Origin of the sequence: Streptomyces sp. NPDC058457 (assembly GCF_042720695.1) — a bacterium.
GTDB lineage: Bacteria > Actinomycetota > Actinomycetes > Streptomycetales > Streptomycetaceae > Streptomyces.
Window position 1 is genome coordinate 25,555 of the sequence record NZ_JBHXLU010000022.1, and the last position, 22,256, is coordinate 47,810.

The 22,256-nt window shown below is 69.0% G+C and carries 21 protein-coding genes; 7 read left to right on the forward strand and 14 right to left on the reverse strand.

Going from position 1 to position 22,256, the window contains the following annotated elements; genetic code table 11:
- Positions 1–45: 45 nt before the first annotated feature.
- From ACFWPS_RS19345 to ACFWPS_RS19355, 3 genes are all read right to left on the reverse strand, one after another.
- Positions 46–870, reverse strand: a complete 825-nt coding sequence (locus ACFWPS_RS19345) for an anti-sigma factor family protein (protein ID WP_383706602.1) — start codon at positions 868–870, stop codon at positions 46–48.
- Entirely contained in the window at positions 870–1,391 is a 522-nt protein-coding gene (locus ACFWPS_RS19350; RefSeq protein WP_010039908.1) for a sigma-70 family RNA polymerase sigma factor, read from the reverse strand. The genes ACFWPS_RS19345 and ACFWPS_RS19350 overlap by 1 nt, the downstream gene beginning before the upstream one ends.
- Positions 1,392–1,785: 394 nt before the next feature.
- Positions 1,786–2,382 (reverse strand): CGNR zinc finger domain-containing protein, encoded by a 597-nt coding sequence (locus ACFWPS_RS19355; RefSeq protein WP_383706604.1) that lies wholly within the window; start codon positions 2,380–2,382, stop codon positions 1,786–1,788.
- A gap of 295 nt (positions 2,383–2,677) precedes the next feature.
- On the opposite strand from ACFWPS_RS19355, the gene ACFWPS_RS19360 reads away from it, so the two are divergent.
- The gene (locus tag ACFWPS_RS19360; RefSeq protein WP_383706606.1) at positions 2,678–3,208 is read left to right on the forward strand and encodes a peptidoglycan-binding protein; all 531 of its coding nucleotides are present in this window, start codon (positions 2,678–2,680) and stop codon (positions 3,206–3,208) included.
- On the opposite strand, the gene ACFWPS_RS19365 is transcribed toward ACFWPS_RS19360, so the two are convergent.
- Positions 3,159–3,683 carry a helix-turn-helix domain-containing protein gene (locus tag ACFWPS_RS19365; protein ID WP_383706608.1) on the reverse strand — a complete coding sequence of 175 codons (525 nt, stop codon included), beginning with the start codon at positions 3,681–3,683 and terminating at the stop codon, positions 3,159–3,161. The genes ACFWPS_RS19360 and ACFWPS_RS19365 overlap by 50 nt on opposite strands.
- A 175-nt stretch (positions 3,684–3,858) precedes the next feature.
- Positions 3,859–4,917, reverse strand: a complete 1,059-nt coding sequence (locus ACFWPS_RS19370; RefSeq protein WP_383706610.1) for a ribosome-inactivating family protein — start codon at positions 4,915–4,917, stop codon at positions 3,859–3,861.
- Between ACFWPS_RS19370 and ACFWPS_RS19375 the strand changes: the two genes are divergently transcribed.
- A complete protein-coding gene (locus tag ACFWPS_RS19375) occupies positions 4,904–5,359 on the forward strand; it encodes a LuxR C-terminal-related transcriptional regulator (RefSeq protein ID WP_383706612.1) in 456 nt (151 codons plus the stop codon). The genes ACFWPS_RS19370 and ACFWPS_RS19375 overlap by 14 nt on opposite strands.
- 174 nt (positions 5,360–5,533) lie before the next feature.
- Here the strand turns inward: ACFWPS_RS19375 and ACFWPS_RS19380 are convergent, their stop codons facing one another.
- The 9 genes from ACFWPS_RS19380 to ACFWPS_RS19420 all read right to left on the reverse strand — a co-directional run bounded on the left by ACFWPS_RS19380 (position 5,534) and on the right by ACFWPS_RS19420 (position 14,210).
- Positions 5,534–6,694, reverse strand: coding sequence for a uroporphyrinogen-III synthase (locus ACFWPS_RS19380; protein WP_383706767.1), 1,161 nt, complete (start codon positions 6,692–6,694; stop codon positions 5,534–5,536).
- A gap of 94 nt (positions 6,695–6,788) precedes the next feature.
- Complete coding sequence (locus ACFWPS_RS19385) at positions 6,789–8,156, reverse strand: nitrate/nitrite transporter (protein WP_383706614.1); 1,368 nt, start codon at positions 8,154–8,156, stop codon at positions 6,789–6,791.
- Positions 8,157–8,315: 159 nt separating this feature from the next.
- Positions 8,316–9,242: a hypothetical protein gene (locus ACFWPS_RS19390; RefSeq protein WP_383706616.1), complete on the reverse strand. Its 927-nt coding sequence runs from the start codon at positions 9,240–9,242 to the stop codon at positions 8,316–8,318.
- Between the two features lie 264 nt (positions 9,243–9,506).
- Entirely contained in the window at positions 9,507–10,100 is a 594-nt protein-coding gene (locus tag ACFWPS_RS19395; protein ID WP_383706617.1) for a hypothetical protein, read from the reverse strand.
- A 3-nt stretch (positions 10,101–10,103) separates the two neighbouring features.
- Positions 10,104–10,706, reverse strand: a complete 603-nt coding sequence (locus tag ACFWPS_RS19400) for a hypothetical protein (protein ID WP_383706619.1) — start codon at positions 10,704–10,706, stop codon at positions 10,104–10,106.
- A gap of 19 nt (positions 10,707–10,725) precedes the next feature.
- Positions 10,726–12,159: a putative T7SS-secreted protein gene (locus ACFWPS_RS19405; RefSeq protein WP_383706621.1), complete on the reverse strand. Its 1,434-nt coding sequence runs from the start codon at positions 12,157–12,159 to the stop codon at positions 10,726–10,728.
- On the reverse strand, positions 12,159–12,482 hold the full coding sequence (locus ACFWPS_RS19410) for a hypothetical protein (RefSeq protein ID WP_383706623.1): 324 nt from the start codon (positions 12,480–12,482) through the stop codon (positions 12,159–12,161). The genes ACFWPS_RS19405 and ACFWPS_RS19410 overlap by 1 nt, the downstream gene beginning before the upstream one ends.
- Positions 12,483–12,522: 40 nt before the next feature.
- On the reverse strand, positions 12,523–13,560 hold the full coding sequence (locus ACFWPS_RS19415) for a hypothetical protein (protein ID WP_383706625.1): 1,038 nt from the start codon (positions 13,558–13,560) through the stop codon (positions 12,523–12,525).
- Positions 13,548–14,210 carry a hypothetical protein gene (locus tag ACFWPS_RS19420; protein WP_383706627.1) on the reverse strand — a complete coding sequence of 221 codons (663 nt, stop codon included), beginning with the start codon at positions 14,208–14,210 and terminating at the stop codon, positions 13,548–13,550. Before ACFWPS_RS19420 ends, ACFWPS_RS19415 begins: the two co-directional genes overlap by 13 nt.
- 432 nt (positions 14,211–14,642) lie before the next feature.
- On the opposite strand from ACFWPS_RS19420, the gene ACFWPS_RS19425 reads away from it, so the two are divergent.
- From ACFWPS_RS19425 to ACFWPS_RS19445, 5 genes are all read left to right on the forward strand, one after another.
- On the forward strand, positions 14,643–19,229 hold the full coding sequence (locus ACFWPS_RS19425) for an RHS repeat-associated core domain-containing protein (protein ID WP_383706629.1): 4,587 nt from the start codon (positions 14,643–14,645) through the stop codon (positions 19,227–19,229).
- A gap of 23 nt (positions 19,230–19,252) precedes the next feature.
- Positions 19,253–19,720, forward strand: a complete 468-nt coding sequence (locus ACFWPS_RS19430; RefSeq protein ID WP_383706631.1) for a hypothetical protein — start codon at positions 19,253–19,255, stop codon at positions 19,718–19,720.
- 157 nt (positions 19,721–19,877) lie between these two features.
- Entirely contained in the window at positions 19,878–20,126 is a 249-nt protein-coding gene (locus tag ACFWPS_RS19435) for a hypothetical protein (RefSeq protein ID WP_383706633.1), read from the forward strand.
- Positions 20,127–20,307: 181 nt separating this feature from the next.
- Positions 20,308–20,847: a HEAT repeat domain-containing protein gene (locus tag ACFWPS_RS19440; RefSeq protein WP_383706635.1), complete on the forward strand. Its 540-nt coding sequence runs from the start codon at positions 20,308–20,310 to the stop codon at positions 20,845–20,847.
- Positions 20,844–22,115, forward strand: coding sequence for a hypothetical protein (locus ACFWPS_RS19445; RefSeq protein WP_383706637.1), 1,272 nt, complete (start codon positions 20,844–20,846; stop codon positions 22,113–22,115). Before ACFWPS_RS19440 ends, ACFWPS_RS19445 begins: the two co-directional genes overlap by 4 nt.
- Positions 22,116–22,256: the final 141 nt, after the last annotated feature.

Sequence of the window (22,256 nt, forward strand, 5' to 3'; positions counted from 1 at the left end):
CGTGCTGGGCAGCCGTCAACCGTACGCGAAGGGGGCCCGCTGAAGCTACGCGCTGACCGAGACGAGCTTCTTGCCGTCGAAGGTCATGACCTCGAAGTGGTCGATCTGGTTGGGGGTGAAGGCGGCCCCGCCGTGCACGTAGAGGGGCTCCTTGGCCTTCGCCGACTTGGCGTCGGTGATGCCGTATCCCCAGGTCGGAACGGACCAGGAGGTCACCGTCTCGCGCTCGCCGTTCTTGCCGACGGCGATCAGCGAGCACTTCTTCGGGCCGGTGACGTTCTTGAGCTGGAGGACCGCGTGGGTGCCCCAGTCCTTCTTCTCGACGGCGACGGTGGCGCTGACGTGGGTCGTCGGGTCCGTGGCCGACTTCTTGTCGGTCATGGTCTGGAAGGCCGCCTGGGCGGGGCCCATGGCCATGTCCGTGCCGTTGTTGCCGTCCGAACCGCTGCCCAGCGCCACGCCGGCCGCCGAGCCGCCGGCGATCAGTACGATCGAGGCGGCCAGCGCGAAGACGTTGCGCCGGCTGCGGACCTTCCGCTTCTCGGAGACCTCGACGACGAGCTTCTCGACCATCCGCGGGCTGGGCTTGGCGGACAGCGACTCGCCGATGGACGGGGTACTTCCGGAACCCGGCAGATCCGCCAGGGCCGCGAGCATGGGCTCCATTCCGGCCAGCTCGTCGAGCTGCTGGGCGCACCATTCGCACCCGGCCAGATGGGCCTCGAAAGCGGTTGCCTCGGCGTCGTCGAGAATCCCCAGCGCATACGCGCCGACGGTCTCGTGCTCATTGGGCACCGGAGATTCCTGCATGGCACCAGACATACCCGAACCGCCTGTGCCGAATCCGCCGTGCCCCCCGTACACACTCATCACGCCGTCACCCCCCGCTCCTCCAGAGCCAGCTTCATCGACCTGAGGGCGTAGAACACCCGCGAACGCACGGTGCCGCTGGGTATACCCAGCGTTTCGGCCGCCTCGTTGACGGTACGCCCCTTGAAGTACGTCTCGACGAGCACCTCCCGGTGGGCCGGGGTCAGGTCGTCGAGCGCGTCAGACAGCGTCATCAGCCACAGCGCCTTGTCGATCTCGTCCTCCGCGGGGATGACCTCCAGCGGCGACGGATCGACCTCCTGCGGCCGGGCCTGCCGGCTGCGGTGACCGTCGATGACGATGCGGCGAGCGACCGTCACCAGCCAGGGGCGTACCGATCCGGTAGCTCGATTGAGCTGTCCGGCGTTCTTCCAGGCACGGATGAGTGTCTCTTGCACGACGTCCTCGGCGCGTTGCCGATCACCGGCGACCAGCCGAAGGACATACGCAAGGAGAGGTCCGGCGTGCTCTCGGTAGAGGGCACGCATCAGCTCCTCATCGGGCTCCGAGGGCTGGGACATGCGATGTCGGGCCCTCGATCCACGTTCATTGGCCACGGCCGCATCCTTGCGCACGCCCACCTCCGGTGTCCGGGGGTTCCCCCAGTCGGTCGCTCCCCCACCGGTACGGAAGTGACTCGCGGCGTGTTCAACAAGACCCCACATTTTTCCGCGAGGTGACATGACGAGCGGGACATGACCCCACATTCCCACCGCGTGATCTTTACATTTCCGACACAACGTCGAAGGCGGCCGGGTTGCCCGTACGCGCCAGTCATCAAACGAAGTGTTGTCGAAATCACTTTCGCGGAGCTTCGATGAAGATCCGGCAGAAGCCGCGAATAGGACGGGAGTTGAGCCGCGGGGTGACGGCGGTCACGCGCGTTCACGCGTGTTCACGCACGTTCAGGCACGTTCAGGCACGGGCGAGCGCGGCTCGGCGCCGGTGCCGGGCCACCCGCTCCCGGTTCCCGCAGACCTCGCTGGAGCACCAGCGGCGCCTGCGCCCTCGGGAGGTGTCCAGGTACACGAGGGGGCAGTTGTCGCCCTCGCACTCCCTGATCGCCGCCCGGGCCACCGGGTCGGTGAGCAGCTCCACGGCGTCCCGGGCGACGGCGGCGAGCAGCGCGGCGCACTCCGGCGGGCCGGCCAACTCCCGCACCAGAAGTCCGTCTTCGCCGGGTACGGCGCGCGGGGCCGGGGGCGCGGCGGCACGGGCGAGGTCGTTGACGCGGCCGAGCGCGAGGTCGTACGGCCGGACCATCGGCGTGTGCCGGCCGCGTACCGACTGGCCCACGTGTACCCGCAGTTCACGGAAGGCGACGAGCCAGCCGGCGTCGGCGTGGGCCAGCGGGGTGCCCGGCGGGACGAGCCCGGATCCGGTGATCCAGGCCCGCAACGGTTCCAGCCCGTCGAGCCGTTCGCCGGGATGCGTGGTCGCGAGCAGATCGAGACAGATCCGCCCGGCGTCGAAGCGCAGCTCGTACGGGGCCGCGGCCGTACCCAGTGCCATGTGCCTGTCACCGCCTACGCCTAGGACAGGGGAACCGTTCTGTTCACAGTGCCCGGTGCGGCGGGCGGCCGGAAGTCCTCGTACCGGTGTTCCGCCGTTCCGCGGCGTTCCCGTGCGACCCCGCTCCGGGCGGGGACGCCGGTGCCCGGAACGCGGGCCGTCCCCGTTCGGTCCGGATACCCCGGCCGGCCTCGCCGCCCCCGCTCCCGGCCGTGACGCTGTCTCCTGCGAACGCACAGCGAGCCGCCCCAGGGGGGACCTCGCCGGGGGACGGCGGTTCAGAAAGGACACGTTCATGACCATGCGCACCCGGGTCGTCGCGATGGCGGCGGCCGTACTGCTGGGCGCCACGGGCATCGCTCTGGCACCCGCCGCGAGTGCCGCCTCGTACCACGGCATCAACGGCGGCGGCTCCGTCCTCGACGACTGGCAGGACGAGGAGCAGATCGGCGTCGACGACTACGCCAACAGCAACGCCACGGCCCTGTGGCAGACCGTTCTGTGGGCGGACGGCGCCCAGTGGCAGGACGACGACGGCATCTCGCACCCCTTCGAGAAGGCCCAGATCGACGGCACGTTCGGCGACGAGACCGAATCGGCCACCCAGTGGTGGCAGGCGCACTTCAACCTGACGGACAGGGACGGCGTCGTCACCGAGGACACCTGGACGTCCGCCCAGAGCAGGCTCACCGGCCCGCCCGGAAACGGCACCGTCACGTACAACGGCGTCCGGAAGGGCACCTTCAAGCGGGTCGGCATCAAGTACCGGGTACGGATCAAGGGCGCCGGCTCCTGGAAGACCGCGTACTACGACAAGCTCGGCTGAGCACGCCGCCTGGGCGGGCGGCCGCAGAGCCGTCCGCCCTGCGGGGCAGCGCCCACCACAGCCCGGCGGCCAGCAGCGCGGCGAGCGCGGACGCGGCGAGGGCGGCGGTCCGCCACCGCCGCTGTCCTATGGAGGGCTTGGCAGGCTCAACGGGCCGGGCGGGCCCGGCGGGCCCTGGTGCCGCTTCCGCCGCCGGCTCCGACGCGCCCTGCGGCCAGGCCTGTTCGGCCAGCTCCCACAGCGCCAGCAGCCGCGCCTGGTCCCCGCCGGCCAGTCGGCCCAGCATCTGTGTCGCGCCCCTCGGCGGCAGTCTGTCGCCGTTCAGATAGCGCTGCCAGGACGACTTGCTGTACGCGGTGCGCCGGGCGAGTCCGGCGAGGCTGAGTCCGGTACGGCCCTTCAGGACCCGCAGTTGCTCGACCAGATGCCGGGCCTCGCGCGGCAGCGTGGCCGGCAAGGGCTGCCAGCGTGTCATGTTCCGTCCCCCCGTGTGCCGTGGTCCGGCGTCAGCGTGCCGCCCGGCCGGAGAGATCCGGCAGAGCGCACGGCCGCGGACCCGGGGCACGGACCGTCGCACGTGCGCGGCCGCACGGGACGGCCCGGCGCGCCCGGGAAGGAACGGACCGGAGTGGCGGGCCGGAAGCCGCCCGCTACGACCCATTGCCCGGCTGCGCTCCCCAGAACGTCGTACGACGGCCGGCCGGTCCGCTCATCCCCCGTGCCGCGGAACCGCCGCACACGGGCTCAGCCGCACACGGGCTCGGCCGCACATGGCTCACCCGCGCGTGGCTCAGCTGCGCAGGGCGAGGGCGAGTTGGGCGTCGACGGCGGACATCGTGGTCAGGCTTCCGGAGCCGACCCGGACGTTGGGCGCGGTGCCGTTTCTGCGTGGATCGCTCGGCCGCCTGGGAGAGGGCCGACCAGTCGTTCTCGAAGTCCAGGCCCGACACCGTGATCATGCTGCCGCCGCTGTTGGAGCCGTTGCTGCTGACCTCCGACTGCCGCCCCGAGCGCCAGGCACGGCCCTGCCCGAGGGCCTGGCCCAGGTTGTAGGAGATGTAGTCGAACCGGGCCGCCTCGGCGAAGGCCTGGACGAGGATCAGCATGGACCGGGCCTGGACCTGCTCGCTCGCGACGGTCGCGTTGTCGAGGTTGCTGATCGCGTTGCGGATGGCCCCCTGGTTGATCTCCAGGACTCCGCGGTCGTTGACGCTCGCGGCACGCTGCATGTCCGCGTAGTTGAGCCAGTTCCGCTCGACGACACGGTCGTTGCGGACCACGCCCGGGTAGGGGTTGGCGGGCCCGCCGAACCGGTAGTAGCGGTTCTCGCCCAGGTTGCGGTAGCCCTCGACGTACAGGTTCCTGGCGTTGAACACGAGGCTCACCTGGTCCCCCGCCCGGTTGGCCAGGATGACGTCGAAGTAGTCGTTGTTCGCGGAGGTCAGGACGATGTTGTCGTAGAGCCGGGAGGAGCCGGCCCGGCAGCGGATCCGCTCGACGACACCGTCGTAGGCCCGCTTGAAGTCCTCGGCGTCGGCGGCCGAGAGGTCGTGGCTGGTGCCGTCGCTGACCTTGTCGGAGGCGACGGTCCGGATGTCGCCGAGCGCGGTGGACCGCGGGGCCGGGGCGCCGTTGGCGTCGGCGAGGAGGACGGCTCCCGCCAGCAGCGCGGGGAGCAGTGCCGTGGTGCCGAGGATGCTGCCGCCCATCGCCGTCCTGGCCCCGCGGCTGGACGTGGCGGACGCGGCCCTGGCCCTGGACCACGGCGTGGCCAGCTACCTGCTGGAGCCGCAGTGCCCGGACCTGTTCACCGTCGCCCTGCACTACACCTCGCGGGGCGGGAGCATCCTGGCCTCGCCGGTGGCCGCCGACTGGGTGAGGGCCCGGTCGGTGCGGGGGACGCGGGTGACCGCCGGCCCGGAGCCGGATCTGGCCCGCCGGCTCACCCGGCGCGAGCGGCAGGTCGTCGAACTCCTGACCACCGGGCTGGGGGTCCGGGAGATAGCCGGTGCGATGTTCCTGACCGAGAAGACGGTCAGGAACTACCTGAGCCGCGTGTACCCGAAGCTGGGCGTGCAGTGCCGGTCCGACGCGATCCTGCGCTGGCTCGGCCGCCTGGAGCCGGACACGCCGGACGCCGGACCGCCCTGATGAGTGTTCAAACGGGTGCCCAAATCGGTGTTCAAATCGGTGTTCAACACGGCGAGGACCTCTTTCGGAAGCCGTTCCTGTGGGGTGCCTCGATCATGCCGGGCCGCGGCCACCGCGAAACAGAGTCACCTGCCTCCGTCACGGGGCGGCAGCGGACCGAACCGGCCGTCCGTCTCAGACGTCCGCGTACTTCGTGTCCGCCGCCGGGTCCAGGGCGAGCCGGTACCCCCGCTTGACGACGGTCTGGATCAGCTTCGGCGCGCCCAGGGCCGTACGGAGGCGGGCCATCGCCGTCTCCACCGCGTGCTCGTCGCGGCCCGCGCCCGGCAGGGCCCGGAGCAGTTCGGCGCGGGCCACCACCCAGCCCGGGCGCCGGGAGAGCGCCCGCAGCAGGGACATCCCGGCCGGCGGTACCGGCTTCAGCGCGCCGTCGACGAGGACGGCGTGCCCCCGGATCTCGACGCGGTGGCCTGCGATGGGCAACGCCCGGGCCCGCGAGGGCAGTTCCTGGCAGAGCAGCTGTACGAGGGGGCCGAGCCGGAAGCGTTCCGGCTGGATGGTGTCGACGCCGAGGGCCTGGAGCGGCAGGGCCGTCACAGGTCCGACGCAGGCGGGGACGACGTCGTGGCCGAGGGCGGCGAGCAGGTCGCCGAGCAGCCCGCGGTGCTCGGCGCGCGAGATCAGCGAGGCCGCGGCGGGCGCGCTGGTGAAGGTGATCGCGTCGACCGAGCGGGAGACGACGGCGTCGAGGAGCCGGTCCACCGGCCCGAGGTCCTCCGGCGGCATCCACCGGTACACCGGCACCGGCACCACCTCCGCGCCCGCCACCCGCAGCGACTCCACGAACCCCGGCAGCGGCTCACCGTGCAGCTGTACGGCGACCCGGCGGCCGTCGACGCCCTCCTCCAGGAGCCGGTCGAGCACCTCGGCCATGGACTCGGACGACGGCGACCACTCCTCGGTCAGCCCGGCGGCCCGGATGGCCCCCTTGACCTTGGGCCCCCGGGCCAGCAGCTCCACGTCCCGCAGCCGCCCGAGCAGCTGCTCGCCGAAGCCCCAGCCGTCGGCGGCCTCGACCCACCCCCGGAACCCGATCGCGGTGGTCGCCACCACCACGTCCGGCGCCTGGTCGATGATCTCCTTCGTGGCGGCGAGCAGCTCCCCGTCGTCGGCGAGCGGCACGATGCGCAGGGCGGGGGCGTGCAGCACGGCGGCACCGCGCCGCTGCAGCAGTGCCCCGAGCTCGTCGGCGCGGCGCGCGGCCGTGACCCCCACGGTGAACCCCGCGAGAGGGCCGTGCGGACCGGGGTCCGGTCGCTGCTGTTCCTCGTCCATCGCCATCGCTGCTCTCCTAGCTGACCCGCATGCCGAACGAGCCTGTCAACGGTGCGTGACAGGCTCGGTTCGGGTTGATGTCACCGGTGTTACGTCACACTTCGACGTAGCTGAGCTGCGCCTTTGCCTCAGTGGCGGCCGTGGCCTGCTCCCGCACGGCCGGCCGGCGAAGGTATACGGCCCAGGTGACGGCGAAGCACAGGCCGTAGAAGACCAGGAAGGCGACGAAGGCGCCGGTGCCGCTGCCGTAGGAGAGGTAGGACTGCCGGAAGGCGAGGTTGATGCCGACGCCGCCGAGCGCGCCGACCGCGCCGATGAGCCCCATGGAGGCCCCGGACAGCCGCCGCCCGTAAGCCGCCGCCTCCTCCCCCTGCAGGCCCTTGGCGAGGGCCTTGGCCTGGAAGATGCCGGGGATCATCTTGTACGTCGAGCCGTTGCCGAGCCCGCTGAGCACGAACAGCACGACGAAGACGGTCACGAACATCGGCAGCGACTTCTGCATGCTGGCGACGACGAGGAGGGCGGTGGCGGTGGCCATGCCCACGTAGTTCCAGAGGGTGATCCGCGCCCCGCCGTACCGGTCGGCGAGCCAGCCGCCGACGGGCCGGATGAGGGAGCCGAGCAGCGGGCCGATGAAGGTGAGGTAGGCGGACTGGAGCGGCGTACGGCCGAACTGGACCTGGAGCACCTGCCCGAAGGCGAAGGCGTACCCGATGAACGACCCGAACGTCCCGACGTAGAGGAAGGACATGATCCAGGTGTGGCCGTCCTTGGCGGCGTCGATCGCGGCGCCGGTGTCGTTCTTCACGGTGGCGAGGTTGTCCATGAAGAGCGCGGCGAGGACGGCGGCGACGACGATCAGCGGGATGTAGATGCCGAGCAGCACCCGCGGCCCGCCGCTCGCCCCGATGATCGCGAGGGCGACCAGCTGGATGACGGGCACGCCGATGTTTCCGCCACCGGCGTTCAGCCCGAGCGCCCACCCCTTCTTCTTCAACGGGAAGAAGGCGTTGATGTTGGTCATGCTGCTGGCGAAGTTACCGCCGCCGATCCCGGCCAGCAGCCCCACGAGCAGGAACGTGTCGAAGGACGTCCCCGGCTTCATCACCGCGAACGCGGCGACGGTCGGGATGAGCAGCAGCCCGGCGCTGATGATCGTCCAGTTCCGGCCGCCGAAGACCGCGACGGCGAAGGTGTACGGCACCCGGACGACCGCGCCGACGAGCGTGACCATCGAGGTCAGCAGGAACTTGTCGGCCGGGGTGAGCCCGTACTCCGGGCCCATGAACAGCACCAGAACCGACCACATGGTCCAGATCGAGAACCCGATGTGCTCGGAGAGGACGGAAAAGATCAGGTTCCGCCGGGCGACCTTCTCACCGGTCGCGTTCCAGAACGTCTCGTCCTCCGGATCCCACTCCTGGATCCAGCGACTGTGTGAGGTAGGGGCTGGGGCTGTCATGACGCCTCCACGGTGCTCCGCGTGCTCGGTCTGCTACGAGTGACTAGGCCACGAAGGTAGGGAGGCGTCGTTTCCGCGCTGTGGCTGTGGGTGACCGGAAGGGAACGTTGCTCTCACCCTGCCGGGAGGCCCGGTGAGAGGTCGGGGACCGGGGGCGGCTCAGCGGGAGGGGTACGGAGGCTGCTGGGTCTGCTGGTGGTAGGGGCCGGGGGCGTACGGACCCGGGGGCTGCCGAGGAGCGGCGTACGGCCCGGCGGGCTGCTGCGGCGGGGCGTAGGGGCCGGGGGTGTGGGGCACGGGCGGCTGCTGACCGTAACCGGGGGCGGGGGCGGAGGCGGAGGCGGAGGCGGCGGGGGGTTGGCCGCCGTAGGGGCCCTGACCGCTCTGGCCGCCATACGGGCCGTAGGGACCGGCCTGCTGCTGGGGCTGGTACTGGGGCTGCTGCATCGGGCTCGGCTGCATGGGCATGGGCATGGGCACAAGCATGGGCATGGGCGTGCCGGGCGGCAGGTACCGCACCCGCCCGCCCTCATCCGTCACCGGCACGAACCCGGCGGCCTGGAGCCGCTGCGCGAACTTGGCGTTGCGCCCGCGCGTGACGAAGAACCCGAGCCCCATGACTGCCATGAGGAGGACCCACACCACACCGGAGACGACGAAGGCACCCGCACTCCCGCCGGCACGCGCCGCGGCAAGCACCAGCCCGAGGGTGATGCCACCGGCCCCGAGCAGCATCCGCTTCTCGACGTTCTTCCCGGTGAGGTCGAACTGGATCCGGGCCTTGAGGAGTTCGACGGCATCGGGCACGAGGGGCGGCAGCGAGACACCGTCGGCGGCGTTCGGGTACTGCGCCCAGTTCTGCGCGGCGCGCGCCCGCCCCTGGGGGCTGCGGTCGGGCACGATCAGCAGCTTGAGGACGTTGTTGCGGGAGCCGGTGTGACGGGCGTCGGCGTACTCGTACCCGAACTGCTGGGCGACGAAGGCGAGCCGGGCGAGCTTCTTCACGGAGGCCCAGGCGTTGGTGAGCTCGACGGGCTCGCCACTGGCCATCAACTGGAACATCTTCCGCACTTGCCGCGCACTCATCGCATCCGCTCCCCGTGTCCCCGTGTCCCCGTGTCCCCGTGATCTGCGTGATCCACCTGATCCGCGTGTAGCTCTGTAGGCGACAGCATCGCACTCTTCGCTTCCGCAACCGAGGCAGTTTTCCACGCGACCAGTCCCCTTCATCTACGACTGGCTGGAATGCCGCACCCGGTGAGCTTCCGTCGACGTGCAGATGATCCGGATACCTTTGCATTCGGTCCGAAGCGGGCTGCTGCAGAACCGCGGCAGCCGGGCTTGCGACGGTCACTTCCAGTGCAGCGACTTGGCGACCGCCTCGAACAAGTCGACCATGGCATCGGCGAACACGTCCAAGGACGTCGAGAACGTGAGCAGCAGGACCGCCCGGGTGTTCGGCACACTGACCGCATAGTCCACCACGGTCACGGGTAGTTGGTTGCCGGTCGGGTCTTCGGCGTCCGGAACCTTACGGGTACGCCGCATCGTCGCGGGACCTGCGAAGGGGAGAACGACGTCGGCGATCTGCTGGGATCGGCCCTTCGCTTCGAGGCGGACGTCCTCCCCGCCCGGGACCACTGTGACGAGGAGCGAAGAGGACAGCGGCACCGGACCGATGGTGGTCGTCGAGATGTAAAGTTCGACGCCACCGTTCTCGTGACCTTCCTCCGCACGCGCGTTTACGGCCTTGATGAATTCCCGCTTGAGGAGCACGGCGTCGTCCTGGCCCTCGAAGACCCGCTCGGCCAGTGCGCGAATGGGCGCTTTCCAGCTGTCGGGTTCGAGAGGAATCCTGAACCAGCCGTCCGGAACGAGCAGTCCGTAGTCGCTCGGAGGGAGAATTTCTCCGTCGGTACGGCCGTCGGCGGCGACGTCTGGCATTCCTCACCCTTCCTTGGTCTCGGCGAGCTCCAGCGACTCGGCCAGCGTCTGCGCCAACTCCAGGAGCGCTTCGCTGAAGACGAGGTTGGTCCACGACATCCGGAAGACAAGGATGTTGTCGACCTGTGACGGAATCACCGCGTAGGTGACCGTCTCCATCATCGTCTTCTTCTTGAAGAGCGAACCGGTCTCGACCGCGAGGAGTTCCTGGACTCGGACGCCGGGCCCGGCCGGAAGGTTCACCTCGGACACGCTCCGGCGCTCGGGCGACGTCGGAAGGACGGCTTCCAGGAGATCAGGAAGACGGTTCGTGGACCGATATCCGTCGCCGTCGTAGTCGTGGACCTCGTAGACGGCGGTCAACGCTTTTGCCGCGTCGATCACGTAGGCATAGGCGAAAGTGGGGTCACCCAGGTCAGCCGTGGCCGCCACCCGGGCCAGTACGGAGGCCAGTTCGCGTACTTCGCTTCGCGGAGCGTCTGCGCCCAAGTACTGCCGGGCAGCCTGCTTGGCCCACTCCCCGAACTCCGCACTCTCTCCAACGGGAAGTCTGATACTGCCTTCGGGTTCAGAGATCAGGCACTGCCACATCGCTTCGTCACTCACTCGGAATTCCTCCTGGCCGTCACGAACCCGCCGTCCAAGCGGTCTTCCACTTGTTGTACGGATTATCCCATTCCATGAGGCCCTGGAGCTTGTCGTTCCCGTCGATGGCGGTCGCCGCGGCAGTGTAACCGAGCCACCTCTGCCCAGCGGATCGCACATAGTCGGTGAACTTCACACCGCCCATACTTTCGAACTTTCCGAGAATCGGCACCTCTTTGAGCGCCTTGCTGGATTCGACCCACTCCGGATTACCGAAGGGCCGGGCTCCCCGCCAAGCATCCTTTCCGAAGAGCTTCCCCACGTCCTTGAAGTCCTTGAGTCCCTTCACGGCGTCCGCCGTGTCCTGATAGATCACCTTGGGATTAAGGACGTGCTTGAACTCCCCGAGCTTCCCGAAGGCTCCCGGCAGGTCGCCCGCGAGTCTCCGTGACGCCTCTTCGGCGGCTTGGTTCGCGACCTTGGTGGCCTTGCCTTTCAGCGTGTTGGCCGCCTTCACCGATCTGCCGGACAGCGAGTTGGCGGCGAGGTAGTCCGCCCTGGCGGAGCGGCTCGCCGTCTGCACTCCCCGCACGCCTGCCGCAGCCGCCTTGCCCGCGCTCAGCGCGGCGCGGCCCAGCCCGAGCGTGAGCAGGGCCACGCCGTCCAGAACCAGGTCGGCGATGCTCGCGTCTCCCGAGAAGACGAGCACCAAGTGACAGGCGAGGGACACCACCGTCGCAAGCAGGGCGATCGCGTCCAGTACACCCGCCAGTGCCCAGCCGATCACCGGGATCCAGCCCACCAGGAGAGAGGCGAGGGCGCAAGCTGTCGCCACCCAGCCGGCGATGTCCGCGATGCTCTTGAGCGCCCCCTTGATGTTCTCCCAGGTGGAGTCCTTCAGTTTGTCGTGGTCGATGAGCGCCTCAAGGGCCCGGGCCGCCTTCTCACCGGCCCGGTTACGGGCGTTCTTGGCGGCGTGCACCCGCTGGATGGCGTCCTGGACACGACCGTCGACCTCGTCCCGCTTCGTGGTCAGCTCGTGCTTCTTCTGCTCGTAGTCGCCCGCGGACTTGTCCAGGGCGTCGAGCGACTTGTCGAGACGGTCCCGCTCCTCGCGGTCGCGCTCGGCGTCATTACGGGCCTTGTCCGCCGCCTGCTGGGAGGACGCCAGGACGGAGGCGTACTTCTCATCCGACCGGTCCGTCTGCTCGCCCAGGAGGTCGGCAGCCGTCTCGAAGCGGTCCAGGACCTTCTTCAGCCGTCCGACGGTCCCCTCGGCCGTCTTGCGGAACTCCTCAGCGGCGTCGCTCTGCCAGCCGTCCACTCCGCAGAGAGCTTCGATGTTGCCGGTCTGTCTTCTGATGGCATCGGCCACCGAGCGGAACCGCCGGCCCAGCTTCGCCACGGCCTCGGGGTCCCCGGACACCGGGTCGGAGTCCAGCTCGACCGGTGACCAGTCCTTCGGTCGGGACATCATCCCCCTTGCCTCTGGGGCTTCTTCCCCTGCTCGCGGACCGCGTTGGCGAGGTCGGTGTCTATCTGCTCGTAGGCCTGGGCCGCGGCCTTCGTGATGGCCGCAAGCTTGGCCAACTCCCCTTCGAGCTTCCCCCGCTTGTAGTCCCAGTTGTCAGCAAAGTCATCGAGCCGGTCCGTGAGCTCCTCGTGACCGACGACCTCTCGGCTCCAGCCGTACTTGTCCTTGTCGTCGAGCCCTTGCAACTCCTCGACGATCTTCCCGATGCCCGTTGCAACGTTCTTGAGCACGTCGAGATCGTCGATCCTGGTCCTGTCACCCACGGCGCCCCCTACGGCCGGAAGGCTCCGGCCGGCCCATCGCTCACCTGTTGACGGACTGGATCTCCTGCACGATGACATCCTGGGTGGCCCCGAAGGTCCCGTCATCCAGGGGTCCGCCCGTATCTCCCGTGCCCGTCCAGCTGATATGCCAGGTGATCGTGGCCTTGAGCGGGTACGAGCCCGTGCCCGAGGACCGCAGGTACTTCACCCCACAGGGTGGCGTCTCGCCGGCTTTCCCCTTGGCGTAGGCCTCTCCGATGCTGCCGTTCTTGAACTCACAGACACCCGAGGCCGGATACGTCACCGCATCCGAGGTTCCGGGGTCGATTTTGAGGGAGTACGGCGTAGCGGTGGTCGTGGCGCTGATGCCCAGCGCGGGAACGGACGCGGTGACGGAGACCGGCTTGAACTCGGCACCATCCAGCCAGGCCCAGGTGGGAAGGTTGACCTTCGTCTTGTCCGCCGGTGCCAGGGTCACCTTCGTACCGGGGACGCGGATCTGGTTGTAGGCGAGTTGCGAGAGGATCTCCGGAGTGACCGCCTGGGGTACGTCCGCCGGCGGCTTGTCACCCGTGTCCACCCAGAAGATGGGCTTCGTGCAGTCGAGCGCGCCGGGGTCCCCTTCACGACCCGGCGTGACATACGAGTCCCACCAGTAGCCCTTACCGGCCTTGTCCTTGTTGAAGTCCGTGTACGGATTCCCGTTGACATAGCGGTCGCGCTGCTGAGCATCCCACTCGTAGCCCGTGGAGTCGGCCTCCCAGATCGGGGTCAGGTAGGCCTCGAGCTCATCAGGCGAGTACTTGGGCGCGTAGTAACAGGCCGGCGGCGTCCAGTTCGTGGTAGGAGTCACCGCGCCGGTCGATGCCCCGGAACCATTCTTGGAGAGGTCGTAGACGACGCCTGCCGTCGCTGAAATATTGCCCTTTTTATCACTTCCGCCGGAAGTGTTCGTATTAGGGTCGCCATTCGTGCTGCCCCCGGGCCCGTAGCCCGCGAATGCCTGCGTGGGGCAGGCCAACAGAGCCACTGCGGCAAGTATGACAATTGCCGAGTTCCGGAACTTCATGGCTGGCATACGGAGCTCCCCCGCTGCGACGTCAGCTTCTCGGTGATCCAGACACCCTGCTTGTTGAGCTGAAGCAGGCTGCTGTAGAGGACGTAGTCGTCCTTCGAGGCCTTGGTGACCTCCGTCTTCCCGGTCTTCAGGCTCTTGTTGTAAGCCTTGGTCTGATCCTCGCAGTAGACAAGACCTGCGGTCCCGTCGTCGTTGATCTGAACCTTGGCATCGAAGTAGCGCTTGGCTCCGGTGATCCGGCCCTTGTAGTCCACGAACTCCTGGATGAACTTCTGGCTGCCCGCAGCCGCCAAGCCCTCGGAGTAGAAACGGTAGGCCTTGTCGAGCGGAGCCTGCTTGGCGATCGCCATGTCCACAGCTTTTATGAACTGCTCAGTGTCGCTGAGGACAGCGTCCTTCTTCTCGTCACCCGTCTTCGCCCACTCGAATGTGTACGTCAGATCCGACGGCAACGTGATCTTCGGACGGCCGACGGTCGTCCCCGAAGCCGAAGCACTCGGCGAAGTCGAAGCCGACGCCCCCGTGTCCGCGCCCGCGATCTTGTCGTTCGACTTGGAGCCGTCTCCGTCACCCCCACCGCACCCGGCAAGCAGCAGTGCGGCCGTCACACCGGCGGTGGCTGTCGTGAGCAGGCGGGAACGGCGGGTCACGGTGGGCTCCTGGTGGGGCGGTTGGGGTCTGCGAAGCAGCGAATACGCTATCGGGGTCCATCCGGAATGCACCAGAGCGATTTGCTGCACCCCAGTCGCATGAAACGCGCACGGCACATCATAGTCGGGCAACTCACCACCCTCACCTCAGCTTTGGTGCCGTCCCGTGACATCGGCGTGCCCGTCACTTGGCCCCCGCAAAGGGCTACCGACCGGGCCAGGCCGCCCGACGACGGGATGACCCCCACGTTCGGCCGAGGCGCCGACTCAAGCCCGGACAAACCCCCCTCGGTGCACCAATGCACACTCTGAAGACACTGACAGCTCCCGTCGACCGCTCCCGGAGCGGCCTTCACTTCAAACTCACGGGACCTGTAACTTCACGTGTGCACAGGTTTGTTGACGGGGCGTACGCGACGGGGGTTGCGGGACATGGCGGGGTATCGGCCGGCGGACTGGCATCCACTCGACCTGGACAGGGACCCGACCCCGGGCGACCCGCAGCGCGTCCGCACCCTGGCCACGCAGCTGCACGACTTCGCCGACGACGTCTCCGACGCGCTGCGCCTGGTGAAGGGTATGGCCGGTGAGGACACGCTCCTGCAGTGGGCGGGCAAGTCGGCGGAGGTGTTCAAGGAGCAGTTCAAGGACGTTCCGAAGAACCTGAAGAAGCTGAAGAAGTCGTACGAGATGTGCGGCGACGCGCTGGCGGACTACTGGCCGAAGCTGGAGCGCGCCCAGGCCCTGGCCGACAAGGCCCTCGCCAAGGCGAAGGAGGCCCAGTCCGACCTCTCCTCTGCCAAGTCCCGGCTCTCCTCGGCCGATTCCTGGGTGACGCGGGCGTCGAAGGAAGCCGACAAGTACAAGGACGACCCCACCGGCAGCAAGTCGGACGGTGACAAGCCGGACGAGGGGAAGGTCCGGGCCGCCACCCGGGACGTGCAGAGCGCCAAGTCGGCGCACAGCAAGGCCCAGTCGGACGTCAGCGGCGCGCAGAGCGCCCTCGACGCGGCGAAGAAGATGGCCGAGGACGCGCGGAAGATGCGCGACGACGCGGCGGGTGAGGCGAAGCGGAAGATCGACGAGGCCTCGGACGCGGGGATACCGAACCGGCACTGGTGGCAGGACGTCGGGCACTGGTTCGAGGACAACTGGGACACGATCGTCACGGTCTGCAAGGTGGTCGTGGCGGTCGTCGGGATCATCGCGATGATCATCGGCGGGCCCATCCTCGGTGCGATCGTGCTCGTCGCCGCTCTCGTCGTGCTCGCCGACACGCTCTACAAATACTCCAAGGGACAGGCGTCTCTATGGGACGTGGCGTTCGCCGCGCTGGACTGCATACCCGGCGGCAAGGGCATCACCAGCCTCGGCAAACTCGCCAAGGGCGTGAAGGAGATGAAGTTCCTCAAGGGCGGCCTCAAGGCCATGGCGGAGAGCCTTGGCAAGAAGGGGCTGCGCAAGGAGGCCGACGATGTGCTCGCCAAGAGCAAGCCGGGCAAGGGGCGGTGCCTCAACGGCGACCCCATCGACATGGTCTCCGGCGAGATGTACATGGCCGAGACCGATGTCGAGCTATCCGGGCTGCTTCCACTTCTCCTACGGCGCACCCACCTGTCCACCTACCGTGCGGGCCGTTCCTTCGGCTCGTCGTGGGCCTGCACGCTCGACGAACGCCTGGAGCTGGACGACCGAGGAGCGGTCTTCGCCACCGAGGACGGCATGATCCTCGTCTATCCCGTGCCGGAACCCGGGGCGTCGGTACTGCCGGCGGAGGGGCCGCGGTGGCCGCTGGACTGGGACGGCACTTCCGGTGCCCCGGTGCGGATCACCGACCCGCTCACCGACGTCACCCGCCATTTCGCCCCGCCGCAGCGGCCCGGACCCATCGACGAGCCGTTCACCCTGCTGCTCACGGCGATGACGGACCGCAACGGCTACCGGATCGACTTCGACCGTGATACCGACGGCACACCGGTGGCCGTACGTGACTCGGGCGGCCGCCACCTCCATGTGGACACCGACGGCGGGCGCGTCACCGCGCTGCGCCTGCGCAATCCTGAGGACGGCCCTGGGGGCACGGTCCTGCGGCGCTTCGACTACAGCTCCTCCGGCGATCTGACCGGCGTCCACGACTCGGGCGAGCTGCCCATGAGCCTCGCCTACGACTCCCGCGGGCGCATCACGTCGTGGACCGACCGCAACGGCTACCACTACTGCTTCGGCTACGACGGGCTGGACCGGTGCGTCCGGGGCGAGGGTGCCGACGGCAGCCTGTCCTGCACTGTGGAGTACGACGACGAAGCGCGTGAGACGCGCTACACGGACGCGCTCGGCCAGACCACGACGTACCGCTACAACGAGCTCTACCAACCGATCGCCGTGACCGACCCGCTCGGGCACACCGAGCTCTCCGAGTGGGACCGTTTCGGACGGCTGCTCGCACGCACCGACCAGCTGGGCCGCACCACTGGCCTCACTCTTGACGCCCACGGCCAGCCGACCCGGATGGAGCGGCCGGACGGCACCGTCATCGAGGTGGCCTACAGCGACGAAGGTCTGCCCGTCGCCGTCACGGAGGCCGACGGGGCGCGCTGGGAGTGCACGTACGACGACCGGGGCAACCTGCTCACCAGCACCGATCCGCTCGGCGCGGTGAGCCGCTACACCTATGACGGGCGCGGCCACCGGACCGCACGGACCGACGCGCTCGGCAACACCTTCCGTTTCGACACCGACGAGGCGGGGCTGCCTGTCCGGGTCGTGGACCCACGCGGCAGCAGCGTCACCGTGCACCGGAACGCGTTCGGCCGCATCGTCCGGATCGATGACCCAGTCGGCGGGACTCTCCGCCAGGGATGGAGCCCAGAGGGCCGGCTGCTGTGGCGCGAGCACGCCGACGGCGGCCGGGAGACGTGGTCGTACGACCCGCAGGGCAACCTCACCGAGCACCGCAACCGCGGCGGGGCCACCACCGCCTTCGCGTACGGCCCGTTCGACCTTCCCAGCGCCAGGACCGATCCGGACGGCACCCGCTACCGCTTCACCCACGACGCCGAACTACGGCTGGTCGGCGTGACCAATCCGCTCGGCGACATCTGGAGCTACCAGTACGACGCGGCGGGCCGTCTCGTCGGCGAGACGGACTTCGACGGCCGGACGCTCACCTACACCCACGATCGCACCGGCCGGCAGACCGAGCGGAGGAACGGCAACGGGCAGACGGTCCGGATGACCCGTGACACCGCCGGCCGCGTGGTGGAGACCCGCACGGACGGCGGCGCCGTCGTCTCCCTGCGCTACGACCCGGCCGGCCGGCTGGTCGAGGCCGCGGGCCCGGAAAGCGTGGTCGCCTTCACCTACGACGCGGTGGGCAGGGTGCTCACCGAAAGCGTCGACGGCCGCACGGTCACCAGCGCGTACGACCCGCTGGGCCGCAGGGTGGGGCGGACCACTCCGTCCGGCGCCACCTCGCAGTGGTCCTACGACTCCGTGGGGCTGCCCGTCTCGCTCGTGACCGGGGCAGGCGAGCTCACCTTCACCCACGACGCGGCCGGCCGGGAAACCACCCGTGGGCTGGCCGGCGCCGCCACGCTGACCCAGTCCTGGGACGCCGGACATCGCCTGGTGGAGCAGATCATCCACTCGGGGACCGGTGCGGCCGGGCCCGATGCCACCACCGTGCTGCAGGCCCGCTCCTACGCCTACCGGGGCGACGGACACCTCACCTCGGTCGACGACAGACTGGCCGGTACCCGGAGGTTCGACCTGGACCGGGCCGGCCGCGTCACCCGGGTGTCGGCCGCGAACTGGACCGAGACCTACGCGTACGACGAACTCGGCAACCTGACCACCGCGAACCATCCCGGAACCGCGGGACAGGACGCGCAGGGCCCGGTCGGGCGCTCCGGCACGAAGGTCACGTCGGCGGGCCGCACCACGTACGAGCACGACGGCCAAGGACGCGTGGTCCGCATGATCCGGCGCACGCTGTCCGGGCTGCGGCGGATCTGGACCTACGCCTGGGACGCCGACGACCGGCTCGTCGAGGCCGCGACTCCCGACCGGGGCGTCTGGCGGTACCGCTACGACGTCCTCGGCCGGCGTACCGCCAAGTGGCGGCTGCACGAGGACGGCTCGGCCGTCGACGAGACCGCCTTCACCTGGGACGGAGCCAACCTCGCGGAGCAGCAGGCGCTCCGGGACGGTGCGGTGGAGACCGACACGTGGGACTGGGGTCCGGGTACCCACCGGGCGGCGGCCCAGACGCGGGGGCGACGCAGCGTCCTTGACGCGGACGAGGTCAGCAGGCGGTTCTACGCGATCGTCACCGACTCGGTGGGGACGCCCAGCGAACTCGTCGACGAGGACGGCGTGATCGCCTGGCGGGCCGCCACCAGCCTGTGGGGACGGCCCCTGGCCGACGACGACGGCCTGTGCCCGCTGGCCTTCCCAGGTCAGTACCGCGACCCCGAGACCGGCCTGCACTACAACCTGGCCCGGTACTACGACCCGGACACCGCGCAGTACCTCTCACCCGACCCGCTGGGACTGGTCCCCGCTCCGAACCACCACGCCTATGTGGACAACCCGCTGCGCTGGACCGACCCGCTGGGTCTGGAGGGCGACAGCACCGAGCCCGTCCGCGTGTACGACGACTCGACGTACAGCAAACACGGTTCAGGCAGCAGTTCGTCGGCCAAGGGCGAGGTCAGCCGCGCCCCGAGCAACGGGCAGGCCGCACTGGACCGGTCCATCCACCTGGGCGACCCGAACAACCCTGACGAATTCCGGCGGCTCGGCGTGGATCACGTCAACAACGAAATCGTGGTCCTGGACCGGCACGACTACGTCACCGACAAGGACGGCAATATCATCAAGGAGATCTACCACGGTCACGTTCAGGGTTCGTACCCGTCGAATAGCGTCAAGGAGAACGCTCTGACCAGGCTTGTGAGGGCCGGAATGATCGACAACAAGAAGAAGCAGCGGGTGCTCCCGCCCAAGTGCGACAAGTGACGGGCGGAGAGGGAAGATCAAGCATGGCGTCCGAGTGGGACTGGCAGAACGGTCAGGGTCTGCTGGCCTTCGACGATCCCGGGGAATGGGATGCCGCGTTCGAGCGCGGCGAGCCTCATCTCGGTACGGCGGTGATCGGGCTGGCGTTCCACTGCCCGTTGGAGGAGGTGTCGCCCCGCATCGTCAAGGCGATGCAGCTGCCGGACAGGCTTCAGCGCACGAACGCCTTCATCGCGACGGGGCACGCGGCACGGCTGAACGGCGCTCTGACCCCGGAGTTGTTCGCGGCCTTGCGGGCCGAGGGCCTCGGCGGGGTCGCCGAGCACCCCATCAGGGACACACTGACCTTCGTACCGTTCCGGGATCTGCCGCCGTGGTTCAAATACCAGCGGGTGTATGTGACCGTGCGCGACAAGCTGGAGTACTGGTGGCAGCGCATCCAGGACGCGGTCGGCGACGCCTGGCGGGCCCTGCGGCGACGCCGCGGCTGAGCCGACCGGCAGCGGAGCAGTGCAGGGGCCTTCCCCGGCGTGCGCCGTCCGGCCACACCCGCGCCCTCCTCCCCGCCGCCACGTCCTCCATCCACCCGAACGCCATCACCGCCGCCACCACCGCCACCACCGCCACCACCGAGTTTCAGCAGTTGCCATGGACGCAGAAATCAAGTCCCGCTTCACGAGCGCCGGCCTGGAAGTGGTCGCGCGATACACGGGCGTTGACGGCCCATCCGTCGAGAAGGCGTTTCACCAGGTCGTGCACATCGATGCCACGCCGGTTCAGAGAATGCAGAAGCGCGGGCCCGACGCGGCTCACCAGATCGACGCGGCCTGGAAGACACGTGCACATGAAGGAGGAGTGGTATCCGACGATGGTGCGTTTCTTGCGGCGGCAGTATGAGCTACGGGTGGGTTCATGTGAGGCTCACCCCGACAACCGATATTTCCGCGTTGGCGGACCAAGGAGGAGAACTCCTTTTCATCGCCCGTTCCATGAGCGGTAACCGGGTCTGCGCGGCCAGCACGGAGGGGTCCGAACACTGGATCCTTGAAGCCGACTTTCCAGCTCAGGAGTGACGGTTATGATCAACCTGGAACGGGTGGACTCCCTCGTCACCGGCGGATACATCGGCGCCGAGCGAGCCGAGGAGGCCGCGGCCGCGGTGCCTGCGGTACGGCATCGTGTCCTCGACTGGCTGCGGATCACGTCCGCCGAGGGGGACTGGCGGCGCTTCGAACGGCTCGCGGCGCTGGCGCTGCACCTCCACCCCGAAGGGCTCGGGCCGATCCTGGCGACAGTGCTGGCCACGCGGCCCGCGGGCGTGAACACGGAGGACCTGGTCGACCTGCTCGGAGAGCTGCGGGCCCCGGAGGGAGTCGAGCCGGTCGCCGCCCTGGTGCGGGACCGGAAGTCGACGGACGGTCCTTACTTCGCCTTCTGCGTCAAGGCCGTCCAGGCACTGGGTGAGATCGGCACCCCCGAAGCCGTCGGTTTCCTGCGCGGCATCGCCACCGGAGATCCCGCAGCCTGGCCCGACCCACTGCGCTGGCACGCCGCGGAGGAACTGGGCATCGAGGACGAGCTCGGCTTCGACGAGGACCGGATGCTGGGCGGATCGTGACCGAAGAGCATCCGCCGGGCGGGGAGGGCGACGAACCGGAACCCGGCCTCGACGAGATCGAGGAGATGTGCGCCATGGCCACGCCCGGGCCCTGGTTCGTCAGAGACCTGGACGACAGCCATGCCATGAACCTGCGTGCCGTCAGCACGGTGGCGGACACCGGACGCCATGAGCGATGGCCCGACTTCGACCACGGGGAGCTGATCGCGGCGACCCTGGTGCAGGAACCACGCTATGTGGACTGCGCCGACGAACGCTGGGACGAGAACGCGGCCTTCATCGCGATGGCGCGGGAGGCCGTGCCCCGGCTCGTGACAGAGGTGAAACGTCTGCGGCAGCTCCTCGCGGCTGCCGTGCCCGGAGAGGGACGCGCGACGGAGACCAGCACCTTCGCGTACCGCTTCCGCAGCCCGCTCGGCGGGCTCGCCGCCGATCTGACGGCAGGGCACATGTCCCCGGGCAGGGAGGACGGCTTCTTCCTGCAGATCGATCGGAAGGTGCGGCTGATCCCGCCCACGGGAGCGCACTGGCGGGACGTCCACTGGCTGGCCCACGGCCTGGCCGCACACGCGGCCGCCCTGCTGTCACTGCACCCCGAGGGCCTGACCGTCAGGGTCACGTCGTTCACGTTCCCGCTCGCCCCCTACCGGCCCGAAGTCGCAGCCCTGGCCATGGACGGCTGGCTCAGGCAGCGGTTCGGCCTGCCGGACCGCGGACTGCGGGTGGCCGTCGAGGTCGGGCGGGGAGCGTACATGTTCCAGTGGGGAGACGGCGCCACCCCTCCTCGGACGACGCTCCGGTTCGATTTCTCCGTGGACGAGAACGAGGCACCCCCGCCGTCGGGGTTCGACCTGGGGCACATGGACGTCCGGGGCGACCGGGGCGAGGCGAGCTCGCGGGACCGCACCCCGGACCAGGCGATGATGATCTACCTTTCGCTGCCCCTCCTCATGGACGGCCTGCGCCGTTTCCTGCCGGGCCGGGACCGGTCCTTCATGACGTCCGCCGTCGACTCGTCCTTCTCGCTGACGTTCCGGCGCGGAAAGGAAGGCTCGATCGAGACCCTCCACGACGGTACGGTCATCGACCGATCCTCCCCCGAGGACCTCGCGAGCGCCGTGTACACGGGAACCGAGCGTTTCGCGGGGCCCCGACTTCCCCTCGGTTCTCTGCCAGGGCGCCGACCGCGCGAACTCGGCCGTGGACCTCGACGGCAACCCCCTGGACCGACCCGCCGTCGCCGAACACTTCGTCCTCGAATTCCGTGATACGGACCGTGTAACGCACGGTTCCGGTGACGGTCCAACCGACCTTTACCGACGCCGATACAGCTGCCTTCGCGTCTGTGTTCTTGCCGAAGAAGGCAACTGACACCGTAGCCAGGTGGCCCCTCAAAGGGTCAAAGGGAT

Bases quoted from the DNA above. Each gene is read 5' to 3' on its own strand.
- ACFWPS_RS19345 (WP_383706602.1), bottom strand. From the start codon at position 870: ATGAGTGTGTACGGGGGGCACGGCGGATTCGGCACAGGCGGTTCGGGT.
- ACFWPS_RS19350 (WP_010039908.1), bottom strand. From the start codon at position 1,391: ATGTCCCAGCCCTCGGAGCCCGATGAGGAGCTGATGCGTGCCCTCTAC.
- ACFWPS_RS19355 (WP_383706604.1), bottom strand. From the start codon at position 2,382: ATGGCACTGGGTACGGCCGCGGCCCCGTACGAGCTGCGCTTCGACGCC.
- ACFWPS_RS19360 (WP_383706606.1), top strand. From the start codon at position 2,678: ATGACCATGCGCACCCGGGTCGTCGCGATGGCGGCGGCCGTACTGCTG.
- ACFWPS_RS19365 (WP_383706608.1), bottom strand. From the start codon at position 3,683: ATGACACGCTGGCAGCCCTTGCCGGCCACGCTGCCGCGCGAGGCCCGG.
- ACFWPS_RS19375 (WP_383706612.1), top strand. From the start codon at position 4,904: ATGCTGCCGCCCATCGCCGTCCTGGCCCCGCGGCTGGACGTGGCGGAC.
- ACFWPS_RS19370 (WP_383706610.1), bottom strand. From the start codon at position 4,917: ATGGGCGGCAGCATCCTCGGCACCACGGCACTGCTCCCCGCGCTGCTG.
- ACFWPS_RS19380 (WP_383706767.1), bottom strand. From the start codon at position 6,694: ATGGACGAGGAACAGCAGCGACCGGACCCCGGTCCGCACGGCCCTCTC.
- ACFWPS_RS19385 (WP_383706614.1), bottom strand. From the start codon at position 8,156: ATGACAGCCCCAGCCCCTACCTCACACAGTCGCTGGATCCAGGAGTGG.
- ACFWPS_RS19390 (WP_383706616.1), bottom strand. From the start codon at position 9,242: ATGAGTGCGCGGCAAGTGCGGAAGATGTTCCAGTTGATGGCCAGTGGC.
- ACFWPS_RS19395 (WP_383706617.1), bottom strand. From the start codon at position 10,100: ATGCCAGACGTCGCCGCCGACGGCCGTACCGACGGAGAAATTCTCCCT.
- ACFWPS_RS19405 (WP_383706621.1), bottom strand. From the start codon at position 12,159: ATGTCCCGACCGAAGGACTGGTCACCGGTCGAGCTGGACTCCGACCCG.
- ACFWPS_RS19415 (WP_383706625.1), bottom strand. From the start codon at position 13,560: ATGCCAGCCATGAAGTTCCGGAACTCGGCAATTGTCATACTTGCCGCA.
- ACFWPS_RS19425 (WP_383706629.1), top strand. From the start codon at position 14,643: ATGGCGGGGTATCGGCCGGCGGACTGGCATCCACTCGACCTGGACAGG.
- ACFWPS_RS19430 (WP_383706631.1), top strand. From the start codon at position 19,253: ATGGCGTCCGAGTGGGACTGGCAGAACGGTCAGGGTCTGCTGGCCTTC.
- ACFWPS_RS19435 (WP_383706633.1), top strand. From the start codon at position 19,878: ATGGACGCAGAAATCAAGTCCCGCTTCACGAGCGCCGGCCTGGAAGTG.
- ACFWPS_RS19440 (WP_383706635.1), top strand. From the start codon at position 20,308: ATGATCAACCTGGAACGGGTGGACTCCCTCGTCACCGGCGGATACATC.